The following is a 14,492-nucleotide window of genomic DNA, read 5'->3' as shown; positions in this document are numbered from 1 at the left end:
TACGCATTAGTGATTTCCAGAATAAGTCATTACGAAATCGGTATACAAATCCTGCAAATAGTCAATTTGCAGGATTTGTATATTCTTAAATCACTGAATTAGCTTTTAAAATGTCGTTGAATATGAATGGATAACAGTTTTATAACATGAAATTAAGACTTGGTAAAGCCATATTTTTCTTCTCTCTTTTTAAATGCTACCTGTGGGAGTGCCGGGAAATTAATATCTATATTTTCAGCTCCGGTTAAAGAGCTTAAATAATACATAAAATGGATAATATGACTTGCTGGTAGGAAAATCGAACCAATTTTTTGAGTATTTAGAAAAGGTTTTGAATGTATGTGATTGATTGTTATGTTTTTTTTGTTTTGGTTTTGGTTTGATCTCTGCTATGTTTCGAAGCTACTTAAGTGGTACATTAAAATATTGTTAACTCTATTATTTTTCAACTTCAATATCTATCCAGTTTTGGATTATGTTTAAGATAATATGTAAATTATTTACACAAGCGAAGAGTATTTGATAACCCTGGATCACAGAAGGCGAAGTCCTATCAACTGAAATTAAATCAAAGGCATTATTGATCTCACTACTTGGTAAATGAGCATCTCCATGTCTCAGTTCATAGACTCCAACAAGAGGCGCGGTAATTTCTCTTGCTTTTTCTTTTGGAATTTTTACTGCTAGCAGATTTTCAAGAGTTTTTAATGAACCCCATTTAGTACCCTTTGGGGGAATAGCTATTTTTTGAAGGGATTCTATATCAATATCATCGATTATAATTCTAGCAATATCCTTAGCCAGAGAAAACAGCCCTTTGTCGTCAACTGCTCGGAATCTATTTATTGTAGCTATAATTTCTTCGACAGAGTGATGTCCTCTAAAAAACTTTAAATTAAACTGTTTTTCAAATGCTTCATTTATTTCATTAATTACTCTTTTTAGAAATCGTTCTGGTGCATGTGTGCTTGCGGGCTCTGCTTTCACTTGCGAGGCGTACAACTCTTTGCCAATTCCACCTTCAGGAGCAACGTTGTGCGATGACCAAATCTGTTGCTGCCAAGACGGTAGCCTCCCGATGTCTTTTGCATAAACAGTAATTAAACCTATCTCATTGACACCAAAGTGTATATTCCAAGACGGTGAACAGGAAAGTTTTCCTGTGTCCCTTGTATACCAATCTAAAGAACTCCCACGTATCGATAATATATGTGAGGCTAATTCAGGTTTGAACCATAACCACTTTCCGCCTTGTTTTAATTGATTACCCGTCTCTTTATTACCGATAACGTCAACTATATAGTAAAAATCTATATTGTCCTCATGTCCTAAAGTAATTGGGCTGTTGGCAGCTGGATTGATCCATTCATATTTCCATAGTTCCGCTATTAAACGGTATAATTTTTTTCCTGCAAAGTTTTTTTCATAATATTCCGATTTCACATTTTCGTTCGTAGGAAATGCTGTCATATCAGGTACATCATCATTTTCATCAACATCTGTTCTACTAGCATGGGATATGGCAATTTTTTCTCCAAATGCAAACCCTCCTTCATGTATTTCTAAGATGTTAAATTCCCAGATGTCTTTACCATTTTTAGATTGTGCGGAATCTTTATCCCAAGGCAGTGGGGGCTTAGTTTCCAATATTGCATCCCTGCTGAAAAAGGAGGTGACATACAAGCCAGAATTCCTTGCAGCTAAGTAATCTTTTAAAAATTGATTTTTTATTTGCAGATTGACAGGTTCACTCTCTTCATTTCTTTCCAGTTTTGCTACTTCGGTATAACCCTGTCTAGGGCAGACCCAAACATCACCTCTCTCTTTAAACCCAAATTTATTACTAGGTCCTGATGCAAATGCCACTCATGATTATCGTAATTATTGTCGAAAGTCTGGTCTAATACTAAATGAATGCCCTTTACATTCTCACCTTCATATAAATCAGACTGTGAATAATTTTCATATACAAAATTTAACCCTACTGAATGACCTATTCCCACATCACTCCATGATAATTGTTCAGCACTTTCTCTTTGATCCACAGAAATCATTAAAGTTCCATGACCCGTAAAGTCTTCTTTGTAGCCATTTTTTCCAAAGGCTATATCATTTTGAACAGATTTTTGGGATCTTAATGATACCCATACGGAATTATCCAATTTTCTTTTTCTTAGATCCTTCATTTCAAACCATGTATGATCCATATCTTGTGTGTTTAATTAATTTTTATGTGAGAATTCAAATATACAAAACGGTCTTTTCTCTATTGTAAGGAAAACCGTAAAGGCAAATAAAATACATATTAAGTTTTTTTATCAATATTTACCCTAAATTGTATCTTGATTTCAAATTTGGCTATTCGAAATGAGTGGAATATTTGTAAATTTGAAAAAAAGATAACCAACCTTCAAATAGTCTCTCATATCTTTTTTTAAGGTTATAAATACTCTATGATTACAACAGTTTATATTCCGAAAAAATCTCTCGAACACCTTTTCGACCATACTGAAATAGGCACCTTATTGCAGCTAGGTGGTTATAATGACTACATTTTTTTAGAGGATGAGAATTCAATTATTTTATCAGAAATACGACAAAATGTAAGTTTTATTCAAAATTTTTATGGCAAAGACATTGATTTAGTATCAGCAATTGTTGGAAAAAACGGAGCTGGGAAAAGTTCGATTATGAGACAATTCAATTATCCAATTGATCAATTGTCGCAAGGATCATTGTTTGTATGGGAGGAAATTATCAATGGTAGAGTAATCACAAAAATTATTAATCAGACAAAAAAAGAAATCGTTGCACCAGAAAATATTGAAGTTGTAACAAATTGGGACTTTTTAAATATACTATATTATTCTCCTATAATAGATTTTGAACTGAAATCAGCAAGATCTCCAGTGAATCCATCATCTAAATTTGATTCTTCACTTCAGCAATATTACTTGAAATCCTTACACCAGCAAGGGTTATTGATGGGAAGTAGCCTGATACCAAAAATTATTGAGTCTTATCCAGATTTTCCTAATTATAAAGTTCTAACGCTGAGCGCACATAATTTTACTAAAGATTACTTTATGGAAACTTATGTTTTATCAAATTTTGGAAATCCTAATAGAGGAGATACTCTGGTTCATGAGTTAAACCGTACAATACAAACGCTTGAAACCATTCCGGAGGAAACTATTACAAGAAGAAAAGAAGATGTTATTAATGAGTATAAAGACTATTTAAGATATCTAAAAGCAGATAGCTTTACAGAAAAACTAAAACAGATTTGGGACATCCCAGAGTATCTACCACAGGATCAATCCAATAAAATCCATGATCAGAAGAATATAATTAAAGATGTTGAAGTCCTTATCTTGAGCTATTTGCAGGCGGGGGCTGTTTTTGTACAAAATGGTTTGGGAGCACCCTACAATTTTGATGATTTTTTAAAAGCAGAGAATTTCGAACAACGTTTAGATCAGCTTTTGACGCAGTATATTATTCAAAAGAGTGATTTACTACATGATATTTTCATAAGTAACTTTGGTAGAGTCTCTTTACAAAATAGTGATGAAATAATCAAAATTATTAAGGAGGATAAGTTTCATAGTTTTGGAAGTGTTGAATTTGCACCAGTAAAAAGGGGGATTATCAAAAATGTAGAAGATTTTACGAAAATAAAAAAGTTTTATTCTTTTATGACTGCTCTATACACAGAAGGGGAATCAATATCATTTGATTTTGAAAAAGAATATAAGACATTTTCCGATTTTAATGAGCTTTATAAAGAAATAATCACTATTCTTAGCCGTTATAATCGTGGGAATGAGGCTGTTTTGTTTGATTTTAGTCCGGATAAAAAATTATCAAACGGCGAAAAAGTACTTTTAGACCTATTTTCTTCATTTTATTCTTATGTGATAGAAAATAAACGACATAAGCAAATTTGTAAAGAACATTTAGTGCTACTTTTAGATGAGCCTGAATTAGGATATCATCCATTGTGGAAGAAAAAATTTGTTCTAGCTATCACAACTGTGTTACCCATTTTATTTTCAGAATTAAAACCATTAAAATATAATGCAGCACTGAAAAATTGGGAAAGTACGGGAAAGGATGCTCCATCTTTACAAATAATTTTTTCAACTCACGATCCCTTAACACTTTCGGATGTATTATTTGAAAATGTGATTTTTTTGGATAAAGCAGAAGATCAGAAAACAATAATATCTACAAGTAAAAAGAGAACGTTTGGGGCTAATGTTTCTGATTTATTTGCGGATTCATTCTTTATTAGTGATGGTCTGATTGGTGAATTTTCAGACAGTAAAATAAATAAAACCATCGATTGGCTTAGAGATGAGAATGATAAGGCTGACCAAGAGCTTCATAGAATTCTTATTGAGAAAATAGATGAGCCAATTATTCAACGTAAGCTTGCTCAGATGTATTCTGAAAAAATGAAAACTGATCTAGCAAAAAAACTATTACAAATTGAGTTGGAAGAAATCCAAAATAGGTTGAATAAAATGTAAGTGTATGATATATTTTGATTTGTCTTCAAGAGCCGACATTATCCAAGAGCATCGTGATAGTTTAAAACCTTATTTATTACGTAAGATAAGAGAAAGTAATTTGAACAGATTGTTGAAAGATTTTATTGAAAGCAAACTTGAAGATATACTTGTCTCTAAGCCAGAAGATCTAAAAAATATAAATGATTTGCTTTTAGGGCACAGAGCATATAAAAATTCGCTGAAGCCTAAAATAAAAAAAATCTTTAACTATAAATATTTTACGGCTAAAGGAAATAATAGATATGATGCTTATGCTTTAGCTGCTAAACTTCAAATTCGTACCTGCCTTTATTGCAATAGAAATTATACGCTGACAGTAGATAAGGGTTCGGGAAAGGATGATAAATTCATAAGACCCGAATTCGATCATTTTTTTGATCAAGATGATTATCCGCTGCTTGCTTTGTCTGTTTATAATCTAATTCCAAGCTGTAAAACGTGTAACAGTACCTTGAAGCATACCAAAAAGTTTTTACTATCAGAAAATATTCATCCCTATGTTGATGATGTTATTTCTGACTATAAATATCAATATTTGCCATATACAGTAAGTGCAATACTGGGTGGTTCTGCTCATCTTGGAGTTAAATTAATGCCGACCAGTTCTGATGCAGTTTTAAATCAAAGGATAGAAAACTCTTCCGAAGTATTTAGGTTGAACGAAATCTTCAGTGCGCACTCAGAAGAATTAAAAGATATATTCGATATCCGTCATCGTTTCTCGCAAAGATATCTTATTGAATTGGTGGAAAAATATGAAAAATTAGATTTTGATTATGACGACATTTATCGAATTGTATTCGGTACGTATTCTAAAGAAGCTGACTTTAGCAAAAGGCCATTTAGTAAAGTTAAAAAAGACATTTTAAATGAATTAGGTATTTTGTAAATACATTTTTTGGTGGCTACAAAAATATTTTGCAAAATTATTCAAATGGGTAGTATCTTAAAATAAAACTCTTCTCTTCCGCTCATCAGCCAACTCTTTAAGAATTGATTGTCTTTCAAATTTATAATCGAATTTTTCATCAATTAAGGAAATATATTTAGATTTTGTAAAATACCAATCAATCGTTTTCCCGTTTGTTCTACCAAAAAATCTCCAGGAACATATTGCGCTACCGAATGAAAGATTAATACAATAACTACTGAATAAACTTTTTCTATAGTGTTGTTTAATTCTTTAAGCTCCTTAGTACCTTCAAATCCAATAGTTCTGCCAATAATATTTCTGTTCAGTCTTTCCATTAACTGGTACGAACTGGCATGAGTGTATTTTGATAAAAATCCGTAAAGCTTTTTAGCTTCCGTTTTAAAATCTTCATTGAAATCATCAAGATAGTAAAACTCTAATGTATTTATTTGATTAATATTGGAGGAGTTTAATAGTTTTTCATATTCTTTAATTTGCTCAACAAATGTATCTTTATTAGAGTTTCTCACAATAAAACAACTTTTAATAGCAACTTCAATTAAGTATCTTAACTCTCTTAAACAAGTATTTGAGATCCCATCCTTCGCCAAAGAATTGATAGAAACAATACTTTGAGAGATATCATCAATCATTCTTAAGAAAAAATTTTTTTCCTGACTTATTCCGTCTCTGACAGAATTGAGATAGCAGAACATTAAACATTGTATCATTGAACTTCGCAGTATGTAGAGTCTGTCTAGTTCAATTTTGTAGTCTTCCGAGCCAAGCTCATTATTTAATTCTTCTTTTGTCATAGATTGTATTTTATAGTATATCTACAGAATGTCTTTCATCTTCTGTAAGATTAATACTTCTATTGTTGAAACTAATTCTCTAACGGAAAGTGTCGAAAGATAACTAGAGTAGTAAGTCAAATCTTTTATTGATAAATTTGAGATAGTAAAAGTATCAATATCAATTTTTTCGAGATTAAATGCTTTTGGAATTTCATTGTGATACAGTTCTTGTAAAAAAGAATTAAACGAACGGATGTCCAAATTTTTTGCTTTCAAATGTTTATTTATTTGAATAATTTCCTGTTCAGGATTTTCAAGTATCGAATAAGGAATTCTAAAATTCCGATAGGTGTCTAAATAGGGGAAATGCAAGAATTCTACACTTGCTTGGAAAGCACTATAGTAGATAAAATAGTTAATTGCAACATTACTCTTATTCTCCAATTCACCGATGATTGCCATCTTTTCGTAGATTGTTCTTTTCAATTCTAAAGAATCGAAAATGTTCAAATTATAAGATTGATTAGAGCAATCTCTAAGTACTGAAAAAGCATTGTCAAATTCTTTATTTTCTAAGAGTATGTCTGTCTTTAATAATAATACTGACACTTTCTCTTTTGTGTTATTAAATATTTTTCCGAGATTTTCTTCAATGGAATTCAATGCATATTTAGATTCAATTTTGTGATGTAAAGTGAATACAGGTAACAGGATTTCGGTGTTGTTAGGCTCAGATAGTTTTTTGATTTTACTATCAACAAAAGCAAACACGTTTTCATTTCCAAGGCCTATTTTTTTTGAATAATCAATGTATCTGTCTAGAATTGCTAAGAGGTCATTAAATTTAAAATCATTTTGCTCTATGAACTCGATTAGAAGATTAAAAACTGTTTCAATTGGTTGCGTTTTTAATTGATTTGTCAGGAAGGTTTTAAATCTGGAAACCTTGTAATTTTTTTCTCTAAAACTATATTCCATAATAATTGATAAATTGAATGTTTGCTAAAGTAAATCGTAATCAGATATTTTAAAAAACTCTATTTTAGATTCATCTATTCCGATTTTTTGGAGACTTTTTAAATGGCTTTCCTTTTCTCCATCACTATAAAAGCTGGCTTTCCATCTTGATAAGTCAGCAACATATTTTTTAATTTTTTTAAAATATGGGAGATCGATTATATTAAGTGAATGTCCTAAAATTATTATTTCATTGATGTCATGTAGATTTTTAAAGAAGCATTCATTGTCACGAATAATATCTCTTACAGGTTTTTGGAATCTGTAAAAAGGCTGCTGCGCATTGGCTTCAGAATCAGAAAATGGAGTTCGCGTCGTTTCTCCATATTTATCAAATTTTGGTTTTGCTTTTAGGTTTTTATTATGTCCAAAAATTAAATATCCTTGATTATTCTCAACATCTCCATGTATATGTAATATCTTTTCACTTGGAATTTGATAAACTTCTTCTAGGGTTAATGTATAATTGAAGTTCAAGAAAATTGAATCTTCTTCAAAATGAAGTTTTTTTTTGGTTGATTCTAAACTTAAATCAGTTAGCCAATCTTCAAATGCTTCTCTAATACTGCTGATTAAAATCTCAGTTTCTTGTTCTAAATCATCTTCAAGACTATAGATTAAACTTGGTCTAAAACTATCGTCAAGTACATCAATTTGATTTTTGTCGTCAAAGAAAGCTTTCCAATTAAATGTGCTTAAATCGTTTTCAAAGTCTGCCCAAAGGTTTTTATTATCAGCACTTAATTTCGTGCTTAATTTAAAATATTCTTCGAAAGTATTCTCTAAACTTGGATGATTTTTGATAACAAATTGGTGAAAATCACTATATCCTGTGGGAAGATTGTGATATCTATCGAATCCATTCCCAATTATATAAAGTCTATTCATATAAAACTAGTTTTAATTTAAAAGATCTTGAATGTATTTTAGGTGTATGTATTTGATAATTATAATTTTATAAAATATTGTCTCGGTTTGGATACTGTTAGGTAAAATAGAAATAGTTTTTCAATGCTTTGAAATTCATCCTAAAGCATTTATGGGTAACCTTTCTCATATTGTTACTGTCCTGATGTTTTTGCCAGCATAAAATTATTATATATTTTTACAATTATTAGCTGAATCTCCTGGTCACATAAATCGGGCTACTCCGCTTGTTTTTGGATATTACTAGTAGTTAATAGTATTGTTTCTTCCAAGAGATTTATCAAATTTTAAAAATCATTCAAATGTATAATTTTATAAGAGTTTGTTGAATTATATAAATCATCCCTGTTCATGCGGTCTTTAACACTAATTTTTTGTTTTATAACAAATGATAGAGTTAAGTTTTTCTTTTTCAAGAAACTCCTTAAATATTTTCGATCTATAATTAAATAACTATTATAAGGGGTTGGTGTACCATAGTGGCTAGTATCTTTAAAATTTAATAGAAAATCGTTAAATGATGCTATCTCATTTTGGTCCTTTGTAAATGTAAGTATACCTGAGCTGTAATCAAGCCGTGTTTCTTGATCGAAAATAGGAGATAGCAATACTATATTATCTTTCATTCGATAGTATTGCCACATATTATTAGCTAATGTCCTTATTTCGCTAATCAGTGGTATATACTGATTTGATTGGTTATTTTGATGAAATCTCAATTTTCCATCTAAGCTTCCATAATTGTGAAAATGTGCATTAGCAGGATACCAAAAACCACTCATTGCTATATGTTTGTATAATTGCTTTGCCTCCATTTGCAATGAACTGGTTTTAGGAGTTGCAAAGGCAAAGGCTTTTAGTTGGCAATATACATTTGAATCATAATGATTGTCACCATGTGAAAAATTACCATTAAAAAAAAGCGCAATAGAATCATTATCTTTCTGTAGAAATTCTATTAATACTGTTTTATAATCATCAATCTCTTCAATTGTTCTAGAATCTTTAATATTTAATTGAGGCCACCAAGATGGACAGTGCGTAAATTTTATTTTCCACAAGGAATAATCAATTGGTAAATTTTTGATAGTGTAATGCCATAGATCATTGGAATCAATCAAGTTATAATTATAGAGAAAATCAACCAATTTCATAAATGTCGATTTTAAAATGTCTCCAAACACAGTTGTTCTACCAGTAATGATATTATACTGACTGTTCGAGTAATCTTCATCTATGCTTTTATCATATGTTAAATCAAAGTCTTGGCAATATTCTTCATAGGAAGTACACCAAACGTTCCATACATCAATAAAATTTCCAGCCTTTTGTTGAAGAGAATCTAGATAATCTATATAACATAAAGGAAGATTTCGCCCTACAAGGTGCTGGAAGTCTTCTCTATTTAGTTCTGTTTTTGCTGAAGTAGTGTAAAAATATAATGGATTAGTAATATTTAGTTTTAATTTTAGGGTTTCAGCGATGTTTTGCATGAGTAAATCAGTTGCTAGACATCGCACAGAAAGTAAATTGTTTAATATATTTTGATTTAAAAATTTAAATGTGAGAGAGTTTATGTTTTGTAAGGACTTAATTAGGATTAATAATCCTTCACAAGCTCTATTTTCAAGAGATTGTACTAAAAGATAGTCGAAAAATAGCTCATGATATTGCCCATCAAAATCATTTTCCAATATATCTGCTATTGCTTCAGCTGCGCTAGCCTTGGTAACTGGATTAATCCACATTAGGCGAGATAACAAAATTTCAAAAGGCGTTATCTCTGCTGGACTGAGGAAAAAGTCTGGGACGGGTAATTCTACGTTTGGAAATATTTCAGGTAAAAGATTGAGGTAAGAATTTGTTATATTCTCAGCTTTTGAAATATCCCCACAGTCAACATAAAATTGTGTACTTTTGGGAATGGGAACATTATAATTTTTTTCTTGGCCATAATGTAAGCCTGTATTTTTTACACTTTCGGAATAAAACTCCTGTTCTCGCCCCGGATAGTCTTTTAATACATTTTTCCATCTTTTTTGAGATTCTTTCATACGACGCATATAGGTAGGAGACCATCCACTGCCATTAGACTGTGCCCAACATATACAGTTGAATGCAAATTCTTTATCATATTTGTAAGCAATAGGATAGATAGCGTCCAATAATTCGGCAGATATATTTGAAAATCTATTGTTAAATATTTCCTTTAATACTTTTATTATTTGATATTCTTCCTGTGGAAAGGCTGTTAATCTAGTGTTAAGCCAACTATTCAGAAATGATAACTCAGAATATGTAATATGACCATTGATGAAATTCATTTTTACTACAAGATATTCTTTAAGCTCCTCTGGCTTAATATGACTGTGGTCCTTGTTTGTTTTACTTACAAGTTTCTCTTGTTTTAATTGTTTATGAGTAGCTGTATTTATTCCAAACTTACTTGTCAAATTATTTATTATGTCTTTTATTGATGTATCACTTTTCTGCAATTCATTCAAGGTTTCCAAGTTATTGACTGCGGTCTTACCAATGGCTTTTGAAATGGGATCATCAAAATTCAACGTATGTAATATATCATCAAAAGTACTTTCTACTCTATCATATTCTCTGATAGACAGATTGTACATATAAATGTTGTAAAGCATTTTAGGATCCACTTTGGCTAAGAGTTTACAAAATACAGTTATGAAATGCCTGGTTTCATCTCCGTCTGTTAACTTTTCGATGTTGTGTATGTACGGAAAAATTTTTAATAAAAAGTCTTTACTTTTATTTGATGCTGCATTAATACAAACTTCGATACTTTCCAAAATATCATGAAGAAGCATATATTTATGGTGTGAATAGGCCAGAATATTAGCTGTGGCTCTCTCAAGAAGTGGTCTTATTAATTCGTTATTGTCAGATGTAGTTGCTAAAATTGCTAAATCTGTTATATAGTCGCATTTTTCAGTAAATGGAATAATCTCATTTTGTATTTGTTGTAATTCAGTTGTTATAAATTGCTGAACTGCAATTTTGTTCGGTTTTATCCGTTTAGAATTAATAAGGGTAAACAGGGATGCTTTATTGTACCATTTATTATTTTTCAAGTAATTTAATTCTTGATATTGTAATTCATGATTATGGTTATTCTTTTTATTAATTATATAAGACATCCAAAGTACAAAATCTATGATATACGGTATCCCAATTCTTCCATATTCGTAGATATCATAATTTTTGGGAAATTTCAATATATCTAAATCTTCAATAGGACTTAAAATATGTTGAATATCTATAATGCTCTTATTCTTTGTCTTATCAGATAATAATTTTGCAACACTTAAAATAGCAATATACATTTCAGATACCCAGATTTTGTTTGGATCATTATCCATAATTTCTATATTGGGCAACTCACCTAAATCGATATAGGCATTAATAAAAGCTCCTAATAAATTATGTTTGAGTAAGTCTAATATTGGTTCTGATTCACTAGAGTGATATTGCACTTTTATGGGAAAAGAGTCTAAAGGTATTAGTTCAACTATATTACCATTTGTGTAACCAAAAAGGCTCTTGTAGAATAATTGTAAGAGTGTTTCTTTTGGAAGCAGAGTATCAATATGATGTGCCCATGTTGCAGTTACATTCTGTAAATCATAAGCTATTAGTACCTCAGATAATGCCTCCTTTTCTTCTTCAAGTAATTGAGTTTTCAAAATTTCCTCAACATGACGAATTGGTTGTTGAAGTTGTTCAAATAGCTTTTCTAAGTAAAATTTAAAAAAGTGCGCTGCATGCTTATCGCCTCGGAATTGTTTGATAAATTTGAAAATTCTTTTAGTTGGAATATCATAATGTATAACTATTTGAAGCCAAGACTTTGCGATTTCATTAATTTCGTGATTAGCTTCAGTAAATAATTCATTAATTCGATCTATAGCTTCTTCGGGAATAACGCTTGTTATTCCTTTTTTCTTGAGAGCAATGACGATCTCAGCAAGTTGGTAATGTGTTAAAACACTAAAATCGGGATATTGTAGATTGATGGTTTTATTTGTTTTAAAAGATATGGCCCATATATTACCAAGTGTTTTATCCAAGTTATAGTATCTATTACTAAATAGATTTTCAACAATTGAGAAGTATATAAGTTTATCCAATTGATTTGTTTCAAAAGCAGCTTTTGTTGCTAAATACAAAATATTTTCAATAATAGTTTCACTATGACAGTCAAGATATTGGTTGACAATCCAAGAGTTATCAATAGACAATAACATATCTGGATTTCCTAAATAGTATTCGACTTTTGGCAGTTCAGACCAGCAAAGTGGATATTGAGACTTTTCTTTTAACCAATTTTGTAGAATTCTATATAATAATATTTTTTGTTCATTGAGCTCTGGTTGCTTATGAATGAATACAAGGAAACTATTGTGATAAACTGATATGCCAGATAGCTCAAATCGGAATAAATGACGAATTTGGGCAAAACTGTCTGTAATCTCATAAGGGTATTGACAAAAATTAGATGCTAGAGAAATTAGTTGTTCTTCTTGCAACTTAAAATCTAGGCTTGTTAACGCAAATGAAATAGTCTTTGCTAACGAAGAAAGTTGTTGCCATAGGCTCTTATAATAATCTTCAATTTCAGTATTATAATGAGGGATACGGTCTAAATCGAATTCCGAAATACCTTTCTTTAAATTTTTTATTTCAGTCAAAACATACCTTAAGTGTAGAGGGTTACCTTTAGTAATCTGTGATAATTTTGAAACGATTGTCTCAAAATGAGTACCATATGCTTTGTGGTCTTTAGGAAAAGCTTTAATAGCTATCTTTTTTATACTATCTCTTTTTAATCCTTTAATTTCAATCCATTGCTTACGAGGTGCATATTGATTAATAATATTAGGAAAACAGTTTGTCGCCATTTCTTGTGTTCCTAAAATTAACCAATACCCCTTTTGAGGATATAGAACTTCATTTAGAAATTCTATAAGTTGACTTTGGCTATTTCCTTCTCGAATTACATGATCTAATCCATCAATAATTAGAATAAATGATTTATTTTCATTTCTGCAGTAATCTGCAATTTGGTCTATAAACTCCTTTAATTGAGTAAACGCAGTATTTTGTTCACCTAACGATTTAATTACGGTATTTTTCTGTTTTTTAAATTCAGCTTTTAAGCCTTCAATTACACGTTCCGAGTTTAATCGATCAGCATATGAATTGTCCTTCGGGTTTAAGTGATAATGGTGACGAAATACAAGTGTATTCTCTTTCTTAAGTAATGTATATAATTTAGATAAGTAAGTGCTTTTTCCACTACCAGGTTTTCCTATAAATACCTTAATCCCACCGTCTATACTGGTTAGGTCCTTTAGAATATCTTGATGAGTATTTTTGTTGAAGAACTCAAAGTCTGTAGGAATTTCAAAGTTTTGATTTAAAGGTCTGGGATTATCCCACGATAGATGTAATCTTATATCACTTAAAGTAAATGTTTTCGGATGCTTTTCAGCTCCTTCATTCGCTATAAAAAGCAGAAGACTATCAACTCCGGCTTTAGTAACCTTTAATTGTTTGTATAAAATTTCTCGAAGAGTTTCTTCCAGATCTTTTTTATTTGGTTGATTAAATTGAAAGCAAAACTCTCTAAAGAATATATTAATTAAGTTTAGATCTGTATAAATTGATTTCAGATTGTCAAGAAATTCTGGATTGACATCTAAAATTTTATAAGGATTCAAATATCCATTTTGCAGGCATTGTTCAATTTCAGGGGCAATATTTCCATTAGTTATAAGACTACAAAAAATATTTGGTTCTTTTAGTGCGAAGTATGATTTCATCCATTTGGATAGCCCTTTATTAAATAATTGGTTAAAATCCCACAAATCAGTTTCTGGGTTCTGTTTATGCTTGATTTGGTAGTATTCGATTCCTCCGTCTTTCCTTTGTGCAACAATGTCATCAATCGCAAAATGCGTAATTTCAATATCTTCCGGCTTATACTGAATCCGAATACTTTCGTATAGTTTTGGGTCTAATAACCAATCTACACATAATTTTAAGGTAAATAAATCTTCATATTTATATCCACTTCTTATAGAGCTGTTGGGATTTATTTTCATTACTAGGGAATTGACTTTTTTAAATTGGAATTTTATGTTTCGAATTATCCAAGGTAAGAATTTAATCTAAATGTCAGAAAAGGGAATCCGTAAGATTTCATTACGGGCTTTATAAAGTTGTTGTAAGTAT

Annotated in this window: 8 protein-coding genes; 2 read left to right on the top strand and 6 right to left on the bottom strand. The window is 30.5% G+C overall.

What is annotated here, in order from left to right; genetic code table 11:
* Positions 1 to 438 precede the first annotated feature (438 nt).
* Both ACM40_RS05770 and ACM40_RS05765 read right to left on the bottom strand, forming a co-directional pair.
* Positions 439 to 1,866: a hypothetical protein gene (locus tag ACM40_RS05770; protein ID WP_131705335.1), complete on the bottom strand. Its 1,428-nt coding sequence runs from the start codon at positions 1,864 to 1,866 to the stop codon at positions 439 to 441.
* On the bottom strand, positions 1,776 to 2,207 hold the full coding sequence (locus tag ACM40_RS05765) for a hypothetical protein (protein ID WP_048501889.1): 432 nt from the start codon (positions 2,205 to 2,207) through the stop codon (positions 1,776 to 1,778). The genes ACM40_RS05770 and ACM40_RS05765 overlap by 91 nt, the downstream gene beginning before the upstream one ends.
* 246 nt (positions 2,208 to 2,453) lie before the next feature.
* Between ACM40_RS05765 and ACM40_RS05760 the strand changes: the two genes are divergently transcribed.
* Positions 2,454 to 4,535, top strand: a complete 2,082-nt coding sequence (locus ACM40_RS05760; protein ID WP_048501888.1) for an ABC transporter ATP-binding protein — start codon at positions 2,454 to 2,456, stop codon at positions 4,533 to 4,535.
* Positions 4,536 to 4,539: 4 nt separating this feature from the next.
* Positions 4,540 to 5,466, top strand: coding sequence for a hypothetical protein (locus ACM40_RS05755; RefSeq protein ID WP_117614857.1), 927 nt, complete (start codon positions 4,540 to 4,542; stop codon positions 5,464 to 5,466).
* Between the two features lie 143 nt (positions 5,467 to 5,609).
* On the opposite strand, the gene ACM40_RS05750 is transcribed toward ACM40_RS05755, so the two are convergent.
* The 4 genes from ACM40_RS05750 to ACM40_RS05735 all read right to left on the bottom strand — a co-directional run bounded on the left by ACM40_RS05750 (position 5,610) and on the right by ACM40_RS05735 (position 14,362).
* Complete coding sequence (locus ACM40_RS05750) at positions 5,610 to 6,305, bottom strand: hypothetical protein (protein WP_131705334.1); 696 nt, start codon at positions 6,303 to 6,305, stop codon at positions 5,610 to 5,612.
* Between the two features lie 21 nt (positions 6,306 to 6,326).
* Positions 6,327 to 7,265: a hypothetical protein gene (locus ACM40_RS05745; RefSeq protein ID WP_048501885.1), complete on the bottom strand. Its 939-nt coding sequence runs from the start codon at positions 7,263 to 7,265 to the stop codon at positions 6,327 to 6,329.
* Between the two features lie 24 nt (positions 7,266 to 7,289).
* Positions 7,290 to 8,192, bottom strand: a complete 903-nt coding sequence (locus tag ACM40_RS05740) for a bacteriophage abortive infection AbiH family protein (RefSeq protein ID WP_048501884.1) — start codon at positions 8,190 to 8,192, stop codon at positions 7,290 to 7,292.
* Between the two features lie 326 nt (positions 8,193 to 8,518).
* Positions 8,519 to 14,362: an ATP-binding protein gene (locus ACM40_RS05735; RefSeq protein WP_048501883.1), complete on the bottom strand. Its 5,844-nt coding sequence runs from the start codon at positions 14,360 to 14,362 to the stop codon at positions 8,519 to 8,521.
* Positions 14,363 to 14,492 lie beyond the last annotated feature (130 nt).

This window comes from Chryseobacterium sp. BLS98 (assembly GCF_001045445.1).
In the GTDB taxonomy this organism is placed as follows: Bacteria; Bacteroidota; Bacteroidia; order Flavobacteriales; family Weeksellaceae; genus Chryseobacterium.
The sequence above is the reverse complement of the archived record's forward strand: the minus strand, read 5'-3'. Positions and strand labels throughout refer to the sequence as shown.

Excerpts from the sequence above, each read along its gene's own strand:
- ACM40_RS05760 (WP_048501888.1), top strand. The coding sequence starts at position 2,454 with ATGATTACAACAGTTTATATTCCGAAAAAATCTCTCGAACACCTTTTC.
- ACM40_RS05745 (WP_048501885.1), bottom strand. The coding sequence starts at position 7,265 with ATGGAATATAGTTTTAGAGAAAAAAATTACAAGGTTTCCAGATTTAAA.
- ACM40_RS05735 (WP_048501883.1), bottom strand. The coding sequence starts at position 14,362 with ATGAAAATAAATCCCAACAGCTCTATAAGAAGTGGATATAAATATGAA.
- ACM40_RS05750 (WP_131705334.1), bottom strand. The coding sequence starts at position 6,305 with ATGACAAAAGAAGAATTAAATAATGAGCTTGGCTCGGAAGACTACAAA.
- ACM40_RS05765 (WP_048501889.1), bottom strand. The coding sequence starts at position 2,207 with ATGGATCATACATGGTTTGAAATGAAGGATCTAAGAAAAAGAAAATTG.
- ACM40_RS05740 (WP_048501884.1), bottom strand. The coding sequence starts at position 8,192 with ATGAATAGACTTTATATAATTGGGAATGGATTCGATAGATATCACAAT.
- ACM40_RS05755 (WP_117614857.1), top strand. The coding sequence starts at position 4,540 with ATGATATATTTTGATTTGTCTTCAAGAGCCGACATTATCCAAGAGCAT.